23 protein-coding genes and 1 pseudogene are annotated in these 19,731 nt (G+C 57.7%); 11 read left to right on the top strand and 13 right to left on the bottom strand.

Translation table 11 applies throughout. The annotated features are described in order from the left end of the window. Positions 1-87: 87 nt before the first annotated feature. The 3 genes from TU74_RS21715 to TU74_RS21705 form a co-directional block, all read right to left on the bottom strand. A complete protein-coding gene (locus TU74_RS21715; RefSeq protein WP_047274688.1) occupies positions 88-561 on the bottom strand; it encodes a YbaK/EbsC family protein in 474 nt (157 codons plus the stop codon). 130 nt (positions 562-691) lie between these two features. After that, positions 692-1,702 carry a zinc-dependent alcohol dehydrogenase family protein gene (locus TU74_RS21710; RefSeq protein ID WP_047274687.1) on the bottom strand — a complete coding sequence of 337 codons (1,011 nt, stop codon included), beginning with the start codon at positions 1,700-1,702 and terminating at the stop codon, positions 692-694. 54 nt (positions 1,703-1,756) lie between these two features. Further along, complete coding sequence (locus tag TU74_RS21705; RefSeq protein ID WP_047274754.1) at positions 1,757-2,053, bottom strand: ArsR/SmtB family transcription factor; 297 nt, start codon at positions 2,051-2,053, stop codon at positions 1,757-1,759. Between the two features lie 181 nt (positions 2,054-2,234). Between TU74_RS21705 and hemB the strand changes: the two genes are divergently transcribed. The 6 genes from hemB (at position 2,235) to surE (ending at position 9,764) form a co-directional block, all read left to right on the top strand. Continuing rightward, on the top strand, positions 2,235-3,209 hold the full coding sequence (gene hemB / locus TU74_RS21700) for a porphobilinogen synthase (RefSeq protein WP_048377652.1): 975 nt from the start codon (positions 2,235-2,237) through the stop codon (positions 3,207-3,209). Between the two features lie 230 nt (positions 3,210-3,439). Further along, positions 3,440-6,493 carry a formate dehydrogenase-N subunit alpha gene (gene fdnG / locus TU74_RS21695; protein ID WP_080960208.1) on the top strand — a complete coding sequence of 1,018 codons (3,054 nt, stop codon included), beginning with the start codon at positions 3,440-3,442 and terminating at the stop codon, positions 6,491-6,493. Positions 6,494-6,511: 18 nt separating this feature from the next. Then, positions 6,512-7,432, top strand: a complete 921-nt coding sequence (gene fdxH / locus TU74_RS21690) for a formate dehydrogenase subunit beta (protein WP_269453586.1) — start codon at positions 6,512-6,514, stop codon at positions 7,430-7,432. Next, positions 7,429-8,064, top strand: a complete 636-nt coding sequence (locus tag TU74_RS21685; protein WP_047274684.1) for a formate dehydrogenase subunit gamma — start codon at positions 7,429-7,431, stop codon at positions 8,062-8,064. Before fdxH ends, TU74_RS21685 begins: the two co-directional genes overlap by 4 nt. Next, positions 8,061-8,969, top strand: a complete 909-nt coding sequence (gene fdhE / locus TU74_RS21680) for a formate dehydrogenase accessory protein FdhE (protein ID WP_048377651.1) — start codon at positions 8,061-8,063, stop codon at positions 8,967-8,969. The genes TU74_RS21685 and fdhE overlap by 4 nt, the downstream gene beginning before the upstream one ends. Positions 8,970-8,990: 21 nt before the next feature. Beyond that, a complete protein-coding gene (gene surE / locus TU74_RS21675) occupies positions 8,991-9,764 on the top strand; it encodes a 5'/3'-nucleotidase SurE (RefSeq protein ID WP_047274682.1) in 774 nt (257 codons plus the stop codon). Here surE and TU74_RS21670 read toward each other — a convergent pair. After that, positions 9,761-10,696: a LysR family transcriptional regulator gene (locus TU74_RS21670; RefSeq protein ID WP_047274681.1), complete on the bottom strand. Its 936-nt coding sequence runs from the start codon at positions 10,694-10,696 to the stop codon at positions 9,761-9,763. The genes surE and TU74_RS21670 overlap by 4 nt on opposite strands. A gap of 495 nt (positions 10,697-11,191) precedes the next feature. Between TU74_RS21670 and TU74_RS21665 the strand changes: the two genes are divergently transcribed. Next, positions 11,192-12,466, top strand: a complete 1,275-nt coding sequence (locus tag TU74_RS21665; protein WP_047280649.1) for a Wzz/FepE/Etk N-terminal domain-containing protein — start codon at positions 11,192-11,194, stop codon at positions 12,464-12,466. Between the two features lie 5 nt (positions 12,467-12,471). Here TU74_RS21665 and modC read toward each other — a convergent pair whose 3' ends face one another. The 6 genes from modC to TU74_RS21640 form a co-directional block, all read right to left on the bottom strand. After that, positions 12,472-13,560, bottom strand: coding sequence for a molybdenum ABC transporter ATP-binding protein (modC, locus tag TU74_RS21660; RefSeq protein WP_048377650.1), 1,089 nt, complete (start codon positions 13,558-13,560; stop codon positions 12,472-12,474). Positions 13,561-13,562: 2 nt separating this feature from the next. Beyond that, positions 13,563-14,243 carry a molybdate ABC transporter permease subunit gene (modB, locus tag TU74_RS21655; RefSeq protein WP_047282421.1) on the bottom strand — a complete coding sequence of 227 codons (681 nt, stop codon included), beginning with the start codon at positions 14,241-14,243 and terminating at the stop codon, positions 13,563-13,565. Then, positions 14,244-15,011, bottom strand: a complete 768-nt coding sequence (modA, locus tag TU74_RS21650) for a molybdate ABC transporter substrate-binding protein (protein WP_048377649.1) — start codon at positions 15,009-15,011, stop codon at positions 14,244-14,246. 136 nt (positions 15,012-15,147) lie between these two features. Beyond that, entirely contained in the window at positions 15,148-15,804 is a 657-nt protein-coding gene (gene alkB, locus TU74_RS21645; RefSeq protein WP_048377647.1) for a DNA oxidative demethylase AlkB, read from the bottom strand. 6 nt (positions 15,805-15,810) lie between these two features. Beyond that, positions 15,811-15,975, bottom strand: a complete 165-nt coding sequence (locus TU74_RS24505) for a hypothetical protein (RefSeq protein WP_088500222.1) — start codon at positions 15,973-15,975, stop codon at positions 15,811-15,813. A 33-nt stretch (positions 15,976-16,008) separates the two neighbouring features. Continuing rightward, positions 16,009-16,311: a DUF1883 domain-containing protein gene (locus TU74_RS21640; protein ID WP_047274675.1), complete on the bottom strand. Its 303-nt coding sequence runs from the start codon at positions 16,309-16,311 to the stop codon at positions 16,009-16,011. Positions 16,312-16,520: 209 nt separating this feature from the next. On the opposite strand from TU74_RS21640, the gene TU74_RS21635 reads away from it, so the two are divergent. The 4 genes from TU74_RS21635 (at position 16,521) to TU74_RS21620 (ending at position 18,931) form a co-directional block, all read left to right on the top strand. Beyond that, positions 16,521-16,874 (top strand): hypothetical protein, encoded by a 354-nt coding sequence (locus TU74_RS21635; RefSeq protein ID WP_047274674.1) that lies wholly within the window; start codon positions 16,521-16,523, stop codon positions 16,872-16,874. A gap of 187 nt (positions 16,875-17,061) precedes the next feature. Beyond that, positions 17,062-17,709: a c-type cytochrome gene (locus TU74_RS21630; protein WP_047274673.1), complete on the top strand. Its 648-nt coding sequence runs from the start codon at positions 17,062-17,064 to the stop codon at positions 17,707-17,709. Then, positions 17,706-18,632: a c-type cytochrome gene (locus tag TU74_RS21625; RefSeq protein ID WP_047282418.1), complete on the top strand. Its 927-nt coding sequence runs from the start codon at positions 17,706-17,708 to the stop codon at positions 18,630-18,632. The genes TU74_RS21630 and TU74_RS21625 overlap by 4 nt, the downstream gene beginning before the upstream one ends. A gap of 68 nt (positions 18,633-18,700) precedes the next feature. Next, the gene (locus TU74_RS21620) at positions 18,701-18,931 is read left to right on the top strand and encodes a hypothetical protein (protein WP_047274671.1); all 231 of its coding nucleotides are present in this window, start codon (positions 18,701-18,703) and stop codon (positions 18,929-18,931) included. Positions 18,932-18,939: 8 nt separating this feature from the next. Here TU74_RS21620 and TU74_RS21615 read toward each other — a convergent pair whose 3' ends face one another. The 3 genes and pseudogenes from TU74_RS21615 to TU74_RS24305 all read right to left on the bottom strand — a co-directional run. Continuing rightward, positions 18,940-19,218 carry a hypothetical protein gene (locus TU74_RS21615; RefSeq protein WP_047274670.1) on the bottom strand — a complete coding sequence of 93 codons (279 nt, stop codon included), beginning with the start codon at positions 19,216-19,218 and terminating at the stop codon, positions 18,940-18,942. Positions 19,219-19,246: 28 nt separating this feature from the next. After that, positions 19,247-19,435 (bottom strand): hypothetical protein, encoded by a 189-nt coding sequence (locus TU74_RS21610; RefSeq protein WP_047274669.1) that lies wholly within the window; start codon positions 19,433-19,435, stop codon positions 19,247-19,249. A 179-nt stretch (positions 19,436-19,614) separates the two neighbouring features. Beyond that, positions 19,615-19,731 (bottom strand): annotated as a pseudogene (locus tag TU74_RS24305) (IS630 family transposase); the annotation flags it as partial.

The raw sequence follows: 19,731 nt of genomic DNA, 5'->3' as shown, positions 1-19,731 counted from the left end.
GGATGATAATCGATCTCAACTGTAATTTCCATATTGTCGGACAATTAAAATCGCTGAAAGGCCCGAGATAGAGCCTTCGCTCTATTTTTAGGCGGCCGGTAGGGGCTGGCACACGTCGACCCACTGCGCATTAACCAGCGCCGCGAGCCGGCTGGGACATATCTTCACGGCCGTGTGCGTGGCCCCGGCGGCGGGCATGACTTCGGTGTAGCTTTTCAGGGAAATGTCGCAGTACACCGGCAGCGCTGTCGCCAGCCCAAAAGGGCACACACCACCGACGGGATGACTGGTGAGTGCCACCACGGTTTCGGCATCCAGCATTTTGGCTTTGCTGCCCAGGGCCTCTTTGATTTTTTTGTTATCGATCCGCGCGTCACCCCGGGCGACCAACAGCACATTGCGCTCACCGACGCGAAAGGCCAGGGTCTTGGCGATCTGACCGGGCTCGACCCCGTGGGCTTCGGCGGCCAATGCGACCGTCGCCGTGCTGGTGGCCAATTCGATGATGTGCAGGTCGGGGGCGTTGGTGCTGAAGAATGCACGGACGGATTCAAGGCTCATCGGGCTTCGCTCCTAAAGATAAAAGCCTGAATCTAGGGTCTGTTCCCGTTTCATTGCAAGCGATGAAACGGGAACAGACCCTTGTGAGGCCGCAGGCGCACGGTCAATGCGCCTTGCGGCGGTGTCGCGTTTAAATGTCCAGGCAGATTTTGCCGAAATGTTGGTTGGTTTCCTGGTATTTAAAGGCTTCGACGATATCGGTCAGCGGGAAGTGACGGTCAATGACCGGGCGCATGCCGTTGGCATTGATGGCGCGGATCATGTCTTGCTGCTGGCTGCGGCTACCGACCAGCACGCCTTGCAGGCGCACTTGTTTGACCAGCGCAGGCACGAAGTCCATGGCGCCGCTGACACCGCTCAAAATACCAATGATCGAGATGTGACCGGCAACGCGCACAGCAATCATCGACTGTTCGAGGGTCGCGGGGCCGCCCACTTCAATGATGTGATCGACGCCACGGCCACCGGTCAGTGCCCGGGCTGTCTCACCCCAACGGGTGTCTTTGCGGTAGTTGATGACGTGGTCGGCGCCCAGCGCTTTGAGGCGCTCCAGCTTCTCGTCGCTGGAGGAGGTGGCAATCACTGTGGCACCGGCCATTTTCGCGAATTGCAAGGCAAAGATTGAAACCCCGCCCGTGCCCTGTACCAGCACAGTATCGCCAGGCTTGAGCGAATCGTCGGCCATCAGCGCGCGCCAGGCCGTGAGGCCAGCGGTGGTCAGGGTCGAGGCTTCAGCGTGGCTATAACCGGTCGGTGCCAGCGTGAACGCGGTAGCTTTGGCTGTCACTTGCTCACGGGCGTAGCCGTCAATGCCATCCCCCGGCACGGTGACAAACCCCTCCACCTGCGGCGTGCCGTCAATCCACTCAGGGAAGAAGGTGCTGACCACCGAATCGCCGACCTTAAACTCGGTCACGTCCGGGCCAACCGCGATCACTTCACCGGCGCCATCGGCCATCGGAATACGCTGTTCAGTCGGCCCCCACATGCCGCTGACGACGGCGAAATCGTGATAGTTCAGGGAGTTGGCATGCAGGCGCACAGTGATTTCGCCGCCTGCGGGCGCGCGCACTTCGCTGCTGCCGACCACCACGTTGTCGTAGCCACCACCGGGTTGGACGAAAATGGTTTTAGTGCTCATGGACAGTCCTCATATTTTTACATTACGCAAAACGACGAAATGTATAGGTAAAAATTACAACTCGATTTTCAGCCTAGCCGCAAAGTCATCAATCGCCTGCTCGTTGCGCCGGTAATAGGTCCACTTGCCGATGCGCGTGGTCAACACAAAGCCGGCACGCTGCAAGATGGCCAGATGCGCCGAGGCGGTAGAAGGTGAAAGCCCTGCCTTGTGCTGCAAGTGCGTCACGCACACACCGATCGCAGGATCGCCGTGATCCTGTGGCGGAAAATGGGTCAGTGGGTCTTTGAGCCACTCCATCATTTGCATGCGAGTGTCATTGCCCAGCGCTTTGAGCTGTTCGAGAATCATGGGCGGCGATATTACGCCTTTTAACGAAATGTTCAACCCGTCGTCTTGATCGGCGGGGCGCGGCAATGGCGCGCAGGCGGGCCGGATGTTTTGCAATTCAAAGGTCAATCCTGTATTTGTTGCGCCATTGAGCCTTGGCCAAGGCTCGCCTGTCTTATGAACCTGCCCCTCAGGAACCATGATGCCTAACCAGTTCCCCGCTGTTCGCCCGCGTCGTTTGCGGCGCTCCCAAACCCTTCGCGACATGTTCCAGGAAACCGAATTCAGCCTTAATGACCTGGTGTTGCCGATTTTCGTCGAAGAAGATATCGACGACTTTGTGCCGATCACCAGCATGCCGGGCGTCATGCGCATCCCTGAGTCGAAACTGGCGGGTGAGATCGAGCGGTACGCGCGGGCCGGTATCAAGTCGGTGATGCTGTTTGGCGTTTCACACCATCTGGACGCCACCGGCAGCGATGCCATGCGTGAAGACGGGCTGGTGTCGCGCATGGTGCGCATCAGCAAAGACGCAGCACCGGACATGGTGGTCATGAGCGACACCTGCTTCTGCGAATACACCTCCCATGGCCATTGCGGTGTGATGCACGACCATGGCGTGGACAACGACGCCACCCTGATCAATCTCGGCAAGCAAGCCGTGGCCGCGGCGGCGGCGGGCGCTGACTTCATCTCGCCTTCGGCCGCGATGGATGGCCAGGTGCAAGCGATCCGCAGTGCGCTGGACGGCGCCGGTTTCCTGGACACCTCGATCATGGCGTATTCCACCAAGTTCGCCTCGGCCCTGTACGGCCCGTTCCGCGAAGCCGGCGGCAGCGCGTTGAAGGGCGACCGCAAGTCATACCAGATGAACCCGATGAACCGCCGTGAGGCGATTCGCGAGTCCTTGCTGGACGAGCAGGAGGGCGCTGACGTGTTGATGGTCAAACCGGCCGGGGCGTACCTGGACATCATTCGCGACATCCGTGAAGCCTCGCGTTTGCCACTGGCGGCGTATCAGGTCAGCGGCGAGTACGCGATGATCAAGTTCGGCGCCCAGGCGGGAGCCATCGATGAAGCCCGCGTGGTGCGTGAAAGCCTGGGTTCGATCAAGCGCGCCGGCGCCGACATGATCCTCACCTACTTTGCGATGGACCTTGCCCTGCAAGGCATTTAAATCGCCAGCGGCGAACCGCGCACCCGCGCAGTTTGCCGCCATTTACACCTTTCTTGACGTCCATCAATAACGCTGCGGCGCTTTTTGTCATATTCCTTAGGGTTGATTTTTCCTCGCGTGCGAGCGGAAGTTGGCTATGGTCATTAGATAAAAAAGCCTGAGCGTATCCTGTCACCGTGAGGCGGGAACGACTCTGTATCCGGTATAGCGCACGGATGTTGAGGAGATTTATGGACGTCGGCAGAAGACAGTTCGTCAAACTTTGTACGGCCGGTGTAGCCACGGCCACCGTTGCATCACTCGGGTTTTCCCCCGGACTTGCTCAAGCAGATCCCTCCCGCCAATACAAACTGCTACGCGCCAAAGAAACCCGTAACAACTGCACCTATTGCTCGGTGGGTTGCGGGATTTTGATGTACAGCCTGGGCGACGGTGCCAAGAACGCCAAAGCACGTATTTTCCATATTGAAGGCGACCCGGATCACCCGGTCAGCCGTGGCTCGCTGTGCCCCAAAGGCGCAGGCCTGATTGACTTCATCTACAGCGAACAGCGGCTTAAATACCCGGAATATCGCGCCCCCGGCTCCAACGAGTGGCAGCGCATCAGTTGGGACGACGCCATTACCCGCATCACCCGGTTGATGAAAGACGACCGGGACGCCAACTTCATTGAAAAGAACGCTGACGGTGTGACGGTTAACCGCTGGTTGACCACAGGCATGTTGTGCTCGTCGGCGGCCAGTAATGAAACCGGGTTTCTCGATCAACGTTTCACCCGGGCGCTGGGCATGCTCGGTATCGATTGCCAGGCGCGGCTGTGTCACGCACCGACTGTATCGGCCCTGGCGCCGACGTTGGGCCGTGGCGCGATGACCAACAACTGGGTCGATATCAAAAACGCCAACGTGGTGCTGATCATGGGCGGCAACCCCGCCGAAGCGCACCCGGTGGGGTTCAAGTGGGTGGTCGAAGCCAAGATCCGTAATGGCGCCAAAGTCATCGTGGTCGATCCGCGCTTTAACCGCAGCGCTGCGGTGGCTGATCTCTATTCACCGATCCGCGCCGGGTCTGACATTGCCTTCCTGATGGGCATGATCAACTACCTGATCACCCATGACCGAATCCACCACGAGTACGTGCGGGCCTACACCAACGCGCCGCTGATCGTGCGGGACAGTTACACCTTCGAGGAAGGTCTGTTCAGCGGTTTTGATCCGGCCAAAAAGCAATACGACCGTAGCCAATGGATGTATGAAGTCGATGAAAACGGCTTCGCTCGCCGTGACGAAACGTACAGCCACCCGCGTTGTGTGTGGAATCTGCTTAAAGCGCACGTCAGCCGTTACACGCCAGAGGTCGTAACCGATATTTGCGGCACCCCTAAAGAAGACTTTCTGGAAATTTGCCGTATCATCGGTGAAACCAGTGTCCCGAACCGCACCACCACCTTCCTCTATGCGTTGGGCTGGACTCACCACTCCAGTGGCGTGCAGATGATTCGCGGCGCCGGGATGATCCAATTGCTGCTCGGTAACATCGGCATGGCGGGCGGCGGGGTCAACGCCTTGCGCGGCCACTCCAACATTCAGGGCTACACCGACATCGGCCTGCTGTCATTGCGGTTGCCGGGCTACATGAACCTGCCCAGTGACCAGCAAACCGATCTGGCCACCTACCTCAAGCAAACCACGCCCAAAGCCCTGTTGCCCGAGCAGGTCAACTACTACCAGAACACACCCAAGTTTTTCACCAGCATGATGAAAACCTTCTGGGGCGATAACGCCACGGCGGCCAACGACTGGGGGTTTGACTGGCTGCCCAAGTGGGACAAAAGTTACGACGTATTGCGCTATCTGGAGATGATGTACGACGGACAGGTCAACGGGTACATCGCCCAAGGCTTTAACCCGATCGCGGCCTTCCCGGACAAAAACAAGGCCAGCGCTGCGCTGTCCAGACTCAAATACTTGGTGATCATTGACCCGCTGGTCACTGAAACGTCCAGTTTCTGGAAGAACTACGGCGACGAGAACGACGTCGACACCGCCAGCATCCAGACCGAAGTCTTCCGCTTGCCGTCCTCCTGTTTTGCGGAAGAAAACGGCTCCATCGTCAACTCGGGCCGATGGCTGCAATGGCACTGGGCAGGCGCGGCACCGCCCAATGAAGCGTGGCATGACGGCAAGATTCTGGGGCATCTGTTCGTCAAGCTGCGTCAGATGTATGAGCAGGAAGGCGGCGCCAACCCTGCGCCGCTGTTGAACATGGCATGGAATTACCGTGACCCGCTGGACCCTACGCCCGAAGAAGTGGCGCAAGAGGCCAACGGTTTTGCGCTGGAAGATCTCAAAGACGCGCAAGGCAATGTCACCGTGCGCAAAGGCGAATTGCTCAGCGACTTCTCGCAATTGCGCGACGACGGCACCACCGCCAGTTTCAACTGGATTTTTGCCGGGTCCTGGACCCCGCAAGGCAACCAGATGGCACGCCGCGACAACGCCGACCCCTCTGGCCTGGGCAGCACGCTGGGCTGGGCCTGGGCGTGGCCACAAAACCGCCGCATTCTGTACAACCGCGCGTCGGCCGACCCGCAAGGCAAGGCCTGGGACCCTGAGCGCAAAATCATCGAATGGAACGGCCAGCGCTGGACCGGCATCGATGTCCCGGACTTCCCGGCCACTTTGCCACCGAGCAGCAAGGCCAGCCCCTTCATCATGCTGCCCGAGGGGGTAGGGCGCTTGTACGCCATTGACGCACTGGTAGACGGGCCATTCCCGGAACATTACGAGCCGACAGAATCCCCGACCGGGCGCAATCCGTTGCACCCGAGCACGGTGTACAACCCGACCGTCCGTATTTTTCCTTACGACCAGACACGACTGGGGACGGCCGAGCAATTCCCTTACGTTGCCACCACGTACTCGATCACAGAACTGTTCCGACACTGGACCAAACACTCGCGTATCAACGCCGTGTTGCAGCCGGAGCAGTTCATCGAGATCGGTGAAAACCTGGCGAAGAAAAAAGGCATTGTCCAGGGTGACTGGGTCAAGGTCAGCACCAAGCGCGGCTACATCAAAGCCAAAGCCGTGGTGACCAAACGTATCCGCACCCTGCAGGTGGGCGGGCAGGAGGTCGACACCATCGGCATCCCGTGCCATTGGGGGTACGAAGGGGAGACCCGCAAGGGCTACCTGGCCAACACCCTGACCCCGGCCGTGGGCGATGCGAATGCGCAGACGCCTGAGTACAAGGCTTTCCTTGTCAACGTGGAAAAGGCGTAAGGGAGAAAGCTCATGTCCATGCAATCCCAAGACATTATCAAGCGCTCTGCCACCAACAGCCTGACGCCAGCCCCGCAGGTGCGTGACAGTGAAGTGCAAGTGGCCAAGCTGATCGACGTCACCATCTGCATCGGCTGCAAGGCCTGCCAGGTGGCGTGCGGTGAGTGGAACGACCTGCGCGACGAGGTGGGCCATAACGTGGGGGTTTATGACAACCCGGCGGACTTGTCGGCCGAAACCTGGACCCTCATGCGTTTCGACGAAGTGGAAGACGAAAGCGGCAAACTCGAATGGCTGATCCGCAAGGACGGCTGCATGCACTGTGCGGACCCCGGCTGCCTCAAGGCGTGTCCTGCGCCGGGGGCGATCGTGCAATACGCCAACGGCATCGTCGATTTTCGCTCCGATCACTGCATCGGTTGTGGCTATTGCATCGCAGGCTGCCCGTTCGATGTGCCGCGCATCAGCAAGAAAGACAACAAGGCCTACAAGTGCACGTTGTGCATTGACCGCGTGAGCGTCGGGCAGGAGCCAGCCTGCGTTAAGACGTGCCCGACCGGTGCCATCAACTTCGGCAGTAAAGCCGACATGAAACATTTGGGCAATGAACGGGTGGCCGAACTCAACACCCGCGGCTTCGCGCATGCCGGGGTCTATGACCCGCAAGGTGTGGGCGGCACCCACGTGATGTACGTCTTGCAACATGCCGACAAGCCGCAGCTGTACCACAACCTGCCGGCCGATCCACGGATCAGCAATGTGGTCGAAGGCTGGAAAGGCTGGCTCAAACCTGTCGCCGCCGTGGCGTTTTTTGCCACCCTGGCGGGCACGCTGTTCCACTACGTCGGCGTAGGACCGTTGACCACCGATGAGTCGGACGACGAGCTGGACGCTGACAAAAAAGCGCCCGCGTCCACGGAACAGGAGAAGCACCCATGAACCCGAAAAACATGATCCTGCGTACCCCGTTTGCCGAGCGCCTGTGCCATTGGCTAATGGTCATTTGTTTCATGCTGGTGGCGCTGTCGGGGTTGTCGTGGTTTTTCCCGTCGATGAGCTGGCTGAGTCATGTGTTGGGCACCCCGCAACTGGCGCGCATCCTGCACCCGTTCCTGGGGGTGGTGGTGTTTTTGGCGCTCATGTTCCTGTTCGTAAGGCTGGTGAAGTACAACCTGCCAGAACCGCAAGACCGCCTGTGGTTCGCCAACGTCAAGGATGTGCTCAAGGGACGTCACATCAAGTCGTTGCAGGTGGGCAAATACAACGCGGGGCAAAAGCTGTTGTTCTGGGGAATCATGAGCCTGATCACGCTGCTGCTGATCAGCGGCGTGTTGATCTGGCGTCCTTACTTTGCGCCGTTCTTCCCGATTCCGGTGATCCGCGTCGGGGCGCTCCTGCATTCGTTGACCGGCATTTGCCTGATTCTGCTGATTATTGGCCACGCCTACATGGGGTTCTGGGTCAAAGGCTCGATTGGCGGCATGGTCACCGGTTACGTCTCGCGCAAGTGGGCTAAAACCCACCACGACCGCTGGTTTAAACAGATTGATTCCAAGAAGGACCACCCATGAGCAGCATCAAGCTGACGCCGATAGAAACCCCCACCGGTGGAATCGGCCGGATTACGCCCTTGTTGCTGCCCACGCTCAAACAGCACTATCAGCGACGCGCCGCGCGTTTGCAGGCGCTGGCCATTGACCATCCAATGGCCGATTACCTGACATTTGTGGCGCGCCTGGTTCAGGCTCAGCAACAGGTGTTAGAACAGCACCCGTTGCCCAAGTCGCTGGTCGAGGCAGCCACGGCGCGCATGGGGCAACTGTTGGCACCGCTGGATTACGTCAGCCTGCCGCGCGACCACTACTGGCAACAGGCATTGCGGGCATTGCTCGATCAGTTGCCCCAGGCCACTGATGCTGTGCAAGAGGTGATTGCGGGCTTACGCGATACCTCGGTCGAGCAACTGGAACGACAGGCCAGCGCACTGCTAAGTGGCCATCACAGCGAAGTTGGCAGTGGCCGGGCCCTGTTTATCTGGGCGGCACTGTCCTTGTATTGGACGCAGTTGGCCGCGCAATTGCCCGCCAGCGGCCATGCAGACTATGGTGAACATCGTCAGTTTTGCCCGGTCTGTAACAGCGAGCCCTCGACCAGCGTGGTGTTAGGCGGCGCGCACAATGGGTTGCGGTATTTGCATTGCCGATTGTGCGAAAGCCGCTGGCACATGGTCAGGGCCAAGTGCAGCAATTGCGAACAGACCGGCCAGCTCGACTATTGGTCGCTGGACAGTAAAGAAGCCAGTATCAAGGCTGAAAGCTGCCTGGACTGTCACAGCTACCTCAAGGTGCTGTATCTGGACCGGGACTCTACCCTCGAAACCTTCGCTGACGACCTGGCCTCACTGATGCTCGATGCCAAAATTGAAGAGCAAGGGTTTGCCCGCAGCGGGTTGAACCCATTTTTGTTCCCCGGTTAACCGATGACACTGGAGGCATTGATGCCGTGTGTACGCTTGCAACGCATCCTGATCACCAACGACGACGGGATTGACGCTCCCGGCCTTGCGGCACTGGAAGCCGTGGCCCATCAATTGGCTGACGAGGTCTGGGTGGTCGCCCCCGATCACGACCAGAGCGGTATATCGACAGCCATCAGCATTCACCATCCATTGCGGATCACGCCGCGTGGGGAGCGACGGTTTTCGGTCTCCGGCACACCCGCAGATTGTGTCGCTGTGGCTTTGCGCCAGTTGATGGCGACTGCGCCTCAGCTCTTGCTTTCAGGTATCAACAAAGGCGCCAACCTGGGGGTTGAAACGCTCTATTCCGGCACGGTGGGTGCGGCCATGACCGGCCTGCTGATGGGCGTGCCCTCTATTGCCTTGAGCCAGTATTTCACCCGTCGCGATGGCGTGCGCTGGGACACTGCCCGCACCCTGGCGCCCGCTGTCATACGTCAGTTGCTGGGCAAAGGCTGGGAACAGTCCGCGTGCTTGAACATCAACTTCCCGGATGTCCCGGCAGATGAGGCGGGCCCGGTGTGCATCACCCGGCAGGGGGCAGGGCGGATGGAAGGCATCGCCGTCCACGAGCGCACGGATTTTCGTGAGGCCACTTACTATTGGCTCAACATCACGCGGCATGCCCAAGCCGAAGCGGCTGACACCGAGACTCAAGTGGTCACCCAAGGCGGTATATCGGTGACACCGTTGGCGTTTGACCGTACAGCGCTGGCATTGCGTGATCAGTTACAGCGTGCCGTGGACGCTTAAGCCCAATTCGCCGGGTCATTCACCGTGGCCTGGTGTGCTTGCAGCATGCCGGGGATTTCCTGCTTGAGAAATTCGACCCAGGTTTTGACTTTGGCATCCAGAAAACGGCGAGAAGGGTAAAGCGCGTAGATGCTTTTCTCGTGCAGCCGGTAATGCGGCAACAGACGCACCAGGCCTTTGCGTTTGTAGGAGTCCACGGCGACGTAATCGGGCAACAGGCAGACGCCGAGCCCCGCTTCAGCCGCCTGGGCCATGGCTTCTGCGACATTCACCTGAAACACCTCGCCGGGCCGCACCGACTGCTCGCCCTGTTCGTCGCGAAATACCCAGCTATCGGTAAACATCGGATCGACCAAGTGCAGGCAACGGTGCTCAGCAAGGTCGTCCGGTTTTTGCGGAATGCCGTATTGAGCGAGGTAGGAGGGCGCAGCGCTGATCACGCTGGAGATGGTGCCCAGGGCCTGACCCACCAGCTCGGAATCCGGCAGGTGTGAAGACAGGGTGATGACCACGTCATGCCCTTCTTCGAGCAAGTCGGGCTGACGTTGCGAAAGGGTTAAATCCACATTGACCTGCGGGTACAGCTGCGCATAGCGCGCCACCAGCGGAGCCAACAATTGAATGCCTATGCCGGTGGTTGATTGCACACGCAAATGACCACGGGGCGTTAAATGCGCGCCTCCGGCTTCAGCATTGGCGTCTTCAACTTCGCTCAAAATCAGGCGGCACCGTTCCAGGTAGCGGGAGCCGACTTCAGTCAGCGCCAGACGGCGCGTACTGCGTTGCAGCAGTCGGGCTTGCAGTGAGGCTTCAAGTTCAGACAGCAGGCGAGAGGTCTGCGCGGTGGAGTAGCCCAATGCCTGAGCGGCAGCCGTGAAGCTGCCGGTTTCGACCACCCGCACGAAAACACGCATCGCCTGAAAAATGTCCATCCTGATGATTACCCCACACGTCAGCGTGTTTTTTTGTGGCGCAGATGATTACACAGGCGGGGAAAATATGCCGCTTTGACATCACCGGGCGTTTTTACTGACGCTCCGCACCTGCCGTTGCCTGATTGGTGCCTGGATATTCAGGCGAGTGAGTGACTAAAGGATTGATCCAAACAGACAGCGTTTTGGATCCATTGTTTATATAAGCCAGAAGGCGCGTCTTTTACCGTTGATCAAAAGGCTGTCGTAGGAAGTTTCCGTGTTTCAGGTAATAAATCTTCTTTCTGAATGAGAACTGATCTTTGCTTGTAAGAAAAAGGCGAGATATCACTATGGCATCACTTGCTTTTGTCGCGGTATGTGCTTGATTCTAAATGCAGGGATCTTTTTCTAAGATGGTCTGTCAGACATAGCCTAAGAAAGACCTAGCCAATAGGTGCTTAAACAGTCAAGCGGTGAACTTGCCAAGAAGTTCTACTCACAAGGTGCATTTTTTTGAAAACTATTCAGCATCCGCTAGCAGAAACTTCGACTGACGAAATCGATCTGTTTGCGCTGATTCAATCGCTTTGGCAACAAAAGAAACTGATTGCAGGCACCACGCTGGTGGTGGGTGCCATGGCCTTGACCTATGCCATGCTTGCCCCGCGGGTGTACCAGGCCAGTACAGTGCTCAGGCCGGCGGCGATCAATGAACTGGATGCCCTGAACCGCTCGGAGGTCTACAAATTGCCCCCGACCGAGGCCTTGCTCAAGGTAGGCGCTGCACTGGATTCCTACGAAACCCGCTTCACATTTTTTCAATCGAATCAGGACCTGTTCAAGCCATTGCAAAAAAAAGGCGTGTCGCTGGAGCAGAGTTTTGAAATCTTTAACCGCGATGCCATTAACCTCATACAACCGGATCCAAAAAAACAGGATTCCCTCAGTCCTTTCATCAAACTGGAGATGACCTATCCAGAGGATGTTGATGGGGTAAAAATTCTCAACGGTTTTGTTGACTACGCGATCAATAATCAGCGCGCCCAAATTGGCGCTGATCTGAAAGTCATCATTAATAACCGACTCAGAGAGCTGGAAGAAAAGATTGATGCCGCGCGCTCCGGTTACAAGTCGGACAAAGAAGGCAAGATTGCGACACTGGTCGAATCCGATACGCTTGAGCGGGCAAAACTCAAAGACGAACTTCAGGCCTTGCGCCTGCAACTCAAGACTGAACGCGAATCGCGGATCGCTCAGCTCTCGGAGGCGATCTCTATTGCGCGCTCCTTGGGCATTACCCGTCCCACCACGCCCTCGGCCATGTCTGATGCGGCCAAGGGATCGTCGCAAGTGATGCGCACTGAAATCACCTCGCAAAGTATTCCGCTGTATTTCATGGGGACGCAGGCCCTTGAAGCCGAGCGTGCCGCCTTGCTCAAACGCACCTCGGACGATTTCACCGACAAGCGCATCTCAACCATTGGCAAAAAGTTGCAGTTGCTGGAAGTCAACCGTCAGGTCGAGCAACTCGGCAAGCGTTCGAATGAAGATTTGTTCCTGAAAAACATCGAACCGCTGCGGGCTGAAGTCGTGCGTCTGGGCAATTTGAATACCGACATGAGCAAGCTGGGAATCGTCAGTATTGACCGCAAGGCGCAGACGCCGATCAGCCCGATCAAGCCTAAAAAATCGCTGATTGTCGGGCTTGGACTGATTTTCGGGTGTTTACTCGGGATCGGCATTGCCACGGGGCGTTTCTTGATCGCACGGCGCCGGGAAGCCTTGTAAGCACGTCAGACCAGAACCGCGACGGACTTGATTTGCGCCCAGATGACTTGGCCTGGCACGAGTTGTAGTTGATCTCGCGAGTACCGCGTGATCCGTGCCAGCAGTGCGGTCCCTCCCGCATCCAGGCGTATGAGCATATGCGCCTGGTTATCAGCCGGCATTTCACTGACGACCGTGGCCTGCAAGCAGTTAAGAATGCTGCTGTGTGCGCCCGGATCACGGTTCAGGCTGATATCACGGGCCTGCACCTTGATTCGCAGTGACTGCCCAACTGCCAGAGGCCCATGAGCGACCTTAAGACTCTGGTTGCTGCCCGGCAGTTGCAGGGTCAGCAATTGGTACTGCGCATCGTAATGCGTGACGACCCCTTCAATCAGCACCCCCGCGTCATCCCCTTGAGCCAGCGGCAGATCGAGCCTTGCCAGTGTGTCGGCAATCGGTCCGCTGGCCAATACCTTGCCCTCATTGAGCAACACGAGATGATCAGCCAGCCGGGCGACTTCTTCTTGTGAGTGACTGACATACAGCACTGGAATGTTCAGCTGCGCATGCAGGCGCTCGAGGTAGGGCAGGATGTCGCGCTTGCGCTGGCTGTCCAGCGCGGCCAGCGGTTCATCCATCAACAAGAGTTTGGGGCTGGTGAGCAAGGCACGCGCAATCCCCACGCGCTGACGTTCGCCCCCCGACAAATGAGCGGGCATGCGTTCTAGCAGGTGGCTGATGCCCAGCAGGTGCGTGGCCTGTACCAACTCCACACGCCGCTCGCTGCGCGGAATGCGCCGCAACCCGAACTCAAGGTTGGCGCGCACCGAAAGGTGAGGGAACAGGCTGGCCTCTTGGAAGATATAGCCCAGCGAACGCTGATGGACCGGCACAAACACCTTGCGCACGCTGTCCTGCCAGACTTGGCCGTTGACCTCGACATACGCCTCGTGAGCGCGCTCAAGGCCCGCGATACAGCGCAAGCAGGTGGTTTTACCCGAGCCCGAGTGACCAAACAGCGCTGTGACGCCTTGCCCCGGCAGTTGCAGGTCAACGTCCAGGGAGAAGTCGCTGTAACTCAGCTTGAGTCGCACATTAAGCTGCGCGCGCATGTTCAGCTCCATTGGGTCGGGCTTCTGCGACTGGAGTACAACGCCAGCAGCACGAGGAAGGAAAACACCAACATGGCCCCGGCCAGCCAATGCGCTTGGGCATACTCCAACGCTTCGACGTGATCGTAGATTTGCACAGACACCACCCGGGTTTTTTCGGGGATGTTGCCACCGATCATCAGCACCACGCCAAACTCGCCTACTGTGTGGGCAAACCCGAGGATCGCGGCGGTCACAAACCCCGGCCGGGCCAGCGGCAGCATCACGCAGAAAAAGGTGTCCAGGGGGTTGGCGCGCAGTGTGGCAGCCACCTCAAGCGGTCGTTTCCCGATCGCAGTGAAGGCATTCTGCAAAGGCTGCACAACAAAGGGCATGGAGTAGATCACGGAGCCAATCACCAGACCGGTAAAGCTGAAGGTCAAGGTGCCAAGCCCCAGGGACTGGGTGAGCTGCCCCAAAAAACCATGGGGCCCCATGGCCAGTAGCAAGTAAAAACCGATCACCGTGGGCGGCAACACCAGTGGCAAAGCCACCACTGCGCCCACGGGGCCACGCCACTTCGACGGTGTATGCGCCAGCCACAGCGCGATTGGAGTCCCCACCACCAACAAAATGGCGGTGGTCAGTGACGCCAGTTTCAGGGTCAGCCAAATGGCGGCGAAATCGGCACTTGAAAGCGGCATTTAGCGTTGGTAGCCATAGGATTTCATGATGGCCGCGGCTTTGGGACCTTTCAGGTAGTCGACCAAGGCGCGTGCAGCGCGATTGTGTTCACCGGTTTTAAGGATCACGGCATCTTGTTTGATGGGGTCATGCATCGCGTCCGGCACGATCCAGGCTGAACCGCTGGTGACACTGCCGTCTTTGTAGATTTGCGACAGCGCAACAAAACCCAGTTCGGCATTGCCCGTCGAAACGAATTGGTAGGCCTGGGTGATGTTCTGCCCTTCGACAATTTTGTCTTTGACCTTGTCCGTCAGGCCCAGCCCGGCCAGCACTTGCGTAGCGGCCAGCCCGTAAGGGGCAGCCTTGGGGTTGGCGATGGCCAGATGCCGGTACTGGTTGGCAAGCAAAGCCTTGTCGGTGCCGTCAATGAACGCTTTATCGGCTGACCACAGCGCCAGCGTGCCAACGGCATAGGTAAACCGCGAGCCCGGCACGATGTCGCCTTCTGTTTCGAGCTTCTGGGGTGTCGTGTCGTCGGCCGCCAGAAACACTTCAAACGGCGCGCCATTTTTGATTTGGGTATAGAACTGGCCTGTCGCCCCGTAGGCTGCGACCACTGTATGGCCCGTGTCTTTTTCAAAATCTTTGGCAATGGCCTGAATAGGGGCGGTGAAATTGGCGGCAACGGCGACTTGAACTTCGTCAGCCTGCACGCCCATCGTCAGGCCGCCGCCCAGAAAGGCAACGATTGCCAAGGGGGCAAAACGCACTGCATGCGCAGTCATCGGGAAACTCCATTTATTGGCGAGGGTGATCCGAACCTGTCGAGGAGGGTCGGGCAATGTGAAGATAATCGCTATAACAAACAGTTTATAGCGCTTTATTTTCAAATGGCCATCATGGCTTCCCGCAGGGACCGTTTCAGCCTGCTTTGCGCAAGGTGATATTGATGCGCTGCTCGCCCAGCAATGAATGGGTTCCGGGTTTGATGGGCAAAATGCCGTGGTAACGCAACCGATCGACGCCGCCCCAGACCACGACATCACCATGAAACAGCGACAGGCGTTGCACAGGGTCGCTGCGTTCAAATCCGCCAAACTGGAACATAGCCGGCAAGCCGAGGGAGATCGACACAATCGGCGCGGTGTAGGCGCGTTCGTTCTTGTCCTGATGCAGTGACATCTTGGCGCCAGGCGCATACGCATTGATCAGGCAAGCATCGGGCACAAAATGCTCGAAGCCTGCTGTCGCCGCAGCGGAGTGTGCGAGGTCAAGCAACGCCTGGGGAATCGCTGGCCAAGGCATGCCGCTTAATGGGTCGACGGGGCTGTAACGGTAGCCTTGAGCACTGGACGTCCATCCCAGCGCGCCGCAACTGCTCAAGCGCGCTGACATGGTGAAACCGCCGGGGGTTTGCATATGACGAAACGGCGATTCATGCAATACGCGCTCAAGTGCTGTTAACAACGCTTCGACCCAGGGCAGGGCAAAACCGCGCAAGACAAACGCCTGCGTACTGAATTGCTCAATGCGGGTGGGCTGTTGCAGGTCGTCTTCGTCGAACAGGTCCAGAGACATGGCGGATCAGAGCGCCTTGCTCACTTTGATCTCGGTAATGGTTTCTTCTTTGCCGTGAATTTTTTCAAGCGCTGCGCGGGCTTCTTCCTCTGACCCGGACGTGAGCTGTGCGAATTCAAAACGGCGCTCGCCGTCGAGTTTGTACTTGATGACGTATTTAGTGGTTGGCACGGGAATTCCTGTCGCTAAGAGACGGTGTCAGGTTTAACGGAGCTTGGAGCTGGAGCGGCGAACGATCTTGATCGAATGCTTCAAGGTCGGCTTGCGCGTCACGCTGATGGCCCGGCTGCTGACCGTATCGATGGTGATGTTCCAGAAGCCGGTGCTTGGTGCGGTGATTCTGGCCGGAAATTTGTCGAATGCCCCGCCGTGGTACGAGTGTCGGCCACCATTTTTGAAGCTGCGAAAGTGCGCATCGCTCATCAGGCGAATGTTGCAGGGATGGGAGCACTCGATGACGACGATGTCATCTTCGTTGAGGTGCTCACGCTGGTGAATGAATTTCATGGGGGCTCCGAAGGGCGCTTTTGCTAAAAAAACAGGACGATAGCATGTGCTTTAGTCCAAGTTGGAGGCTAAACCAGCTTATTATGCTGCCGCGCAGACGAATCTGACGCTTGGCAAATTTAAATTGCTACTTTTTGAGTATTAATTCCCTGCCCGCAGGGAGAAATTTTAAAGATCGATGGTCGTAGGATCTTTAACGGAGGATTTGTATGAAGTGGGGCGTATTGGTGGCAATGCTGGCTTTGGGAGGCTGTGCATCGGTCACGGACATTGAGCAGACATTGCCGACGATGAGTGTGATTTCTGGCAAGAAGCCGGAGGCTTACGCTCAGTGCCTGGTGCAACAGTTATCACGCACACGCAAAGCCCCGCAAATTGAGCCGCACAAGGATGGTTTGCGGGTAATCGTTCCGCAAAAGCTGACCTCGGGGCCCACGGCGGTGATTGATATCGAAGAGCGTTCGGCGGGTAGCAGCATCAAGGTGTACGAAAGCATGTCTAACGTGCCGATTCGTCCAGGTGACATTCGCGCGGCAGCGACGCACTGCATTTCCGGACAATAACCGACCGTTCGTTCTTCCTGCGGCCTACACAAAAAACCTGACAGTTGCTTCTTGCAGCAGTCAGGTTTTTTTCTTACAGGCGCTTTTCAGTGAGGACTACGCGTTGCAGGCAAATGGCCATTAGCTTACTATTTTTGTGCTTATAGGTTTTTCGCCTATGCATATAACAAAAATGGAGCGGCCTACGATGCCTCTTAAGCGAACACTGGCCAGTGGTTTGGTGCTGCTTGCCATGAGCAGCGTTCAGGCCGGGGAACCTCGCAATGTCTTCCTGCAAGGTGGCAGTCAGCCCGGCGCCACAGCCTGCATGGCGTGCCATGGCAGGGATGGCCTGGGCGTAGCCCCGGCAGGTTTCCCACGACTGGCCGGGCTTTCGGCCCAGTACCTGAGCAAACAACTCAGCGACTTCAAAGAGGGCAAGCGGGTGAGTCCGGTCATGCAGCCCTTGGCCAGCGCCTTGACGCCGGACGAGATCACGTCAGTGACCACAGCATTGGCCGCGATGCCTGCGCCACCCGCCCCGTCCATCAATCGCAGCCACGCGGCCAAAGGTGTGGGGCAGACGCTGGCCCTGCGCGGCGCCTGGGAGCGCAACATTCCTGAGTGTGTGAGCTGCCATGGCCCTGGCGGCGCAGGAGTGGGCAGCGCGTTTCCGCCACTGGCCAATCAACCCGCCCTATACCTTGCCGGGCAGCTAAATGCATGGCGTTCGGGCCTGCGCCGCAATGACCCGAGTGACCTCATGGGGCACATCGCCAAGGCCATGACGGAAGAAGAAGTGACGGCGGTCGCCGAATATTTCGCCACTGTGGCGCCTCAGGAGGCTGCGCAATGACACGTCTGTTAACCGGTTATGCGCTTTGTGTGCTGGTTGCACCGATGGTGCGTGCAGCCCCCATTGCCATGGAAGATCAGTCGCAACTGAAAATCCCGCCTGCGGCTCAGCACGCGAAAGCCTATTTTCGTCCTCCGCAGCAAAGCGAACTTCCCGACAATGCCTATGGAAAGATGGTCATGGACGGGTACGCACTGTTTGTGGACACCAAACGTCAAGCGCCACAGTTTGTCGGCAATGGCCTCAATTGCACCAATTGCCACCTGGATCAGGGCAGGCTGGCCAACTCCGCTCCCCTGTGGGGCGCCTACACGATGTATCCCGCCTATCGCCAGAAGAATGACAAGGTCAATACCTTTGCCGAACGCCTGCAGGGCTGTTTTCAGTTCAGCATGAATGGCGGCACGCCACCGGCCGCCGACAGTCGAGAAATCACCGCGCTATCGGTGTATGCCTATTGGTTGTCGACAACCGCGCCGGTTGGGGTCGAGTTGCCAGGGCGCGGCTATCCGCAAGTGCCGCAGCCCGCAGGTGGCTACGATCTTGAGCGCGGAGCGGCTGTTTATGAGGCGCAGTGTGCGTTATGCCATGGCAATCAGGGGCAAGGTCAGAAAGTCGGGACCGATTACGTGATGCCACCTTTGTGGGGTAAAGACTCCTACAACTGGGGGGCAGGCATGCACCGCATCAACACAGCGGCGTCGTTCATCAAACACAATATGCCGCTGGGTAAACCCGGCAGCTTGAGCGACGAGCAAGCATGGGATGTGGCGGCTTTCATCAATACGCACGAGCGACCACAAGACCCACGTCTGGTGGAGGGTTCGATTGAGAAAACCCGCGTGAAATATCACGCCAATGACGGGGTCAATGCGTACGGGCAAACCATTAATGGCATTTTGATCGGGCAGGGGATCCAGTAAACTTCGCGCCTTGAACCTCGCTACCGTTAAAGGCGTGTACAGCCACGGCAGTTTTTCAGGAGAACGCGATGAAACGAGCGCTCGTGCAGCAGCGTCATGCCGACGGCAGCATTACCGCCACCCATGCCATCCCTAACCCGGCAGCGACCGAGGAGTGGATTGTATTTTTCAAGAAGAGTGCAGGGCGCAGCTTCTTTTTAGTGGATGACAACGACGAAGTTGAATCCTTTGAGCGTCTGGATGCGCTGGTAGAAACCTTGCGTTCCCTGGGTATCAAATTCGTCGAAGTCCACCTGTGAGCAGTGTGCTATTTGCACATCACCACGATGGTACGGCTGGTGAAATTTCCTACATCAACACCCATGGTTTTTTCACTTTCCTTCACGGCTGAGGAGCCATCGGTGCCGACAATGGTGTAGCCGGTGCCCGCGCAAGAGGCGTCTGCCTTTTCATAGCATTTGCCCCAGGACATGGCCTCGCCCGAGCAGTCGATGCTCAGCCCCTGTTGTCCGTCGGGCAAATAGGTGTTGGACGCCGTGGCGCAGCCTCCAAGGGACAGCAGTACACATATCAGGATCTTTTTCATTGAGTGCCAATTATCGCGAAGGAGAGGATCAGGAATTGTTCTTGCGCTTGCGCACGGGTGCCGATGGCTGATCCTGGAGCACGTTGGCCACTTCAGTCGCAGCGGCCTCACTTCCAAAAGGGCCTGCAATCGGCTCATCGGTGCTATCCAGAACCCACCAGGCATCGGTCTGGAGTTGTTTGATCAGATACCCGTTAACTTTTTTTACATCCGACATGACACGCTGAACTCACTGACTGGAAAAGAGCGCCATGTTACCGCCATTCCGGGCATTTGCGCTGTCAAGGATGCGTAAGTGCCACTCGCCACAAAGAGACCCTGGTGCGGTTTCAGAGGTTCCATGAAAGGCATCCGCACATGAAAAAAAAGTTAAAAAGGAACTAATGTCCTGAGCGGTTAATTCAAAAATCTATTTTTAATCGCACCCAGCTTTGCTTTATGCACCGAGCTGATGATGGTTTCAGCCGTTTTGTTCCACTTGAATGGTTTTGCTGAGTGCTCATTGTGGGCTTC

The sequence above is a fragment of the Pseudomonas lundensis genome (assembly GCF_001042985.1).
Taxonomy (GTDB): domain Bacteria; phylum Pseudomonadota; class Gammaproteobacteria; order Pseudomonadales; family Pseudomonadaceae; genus Aquipseudomonas; species Aquipseudomonas lundensis.
This window is presented reverse-complemented; position numbering and strand designations above follow the sequence as displayed.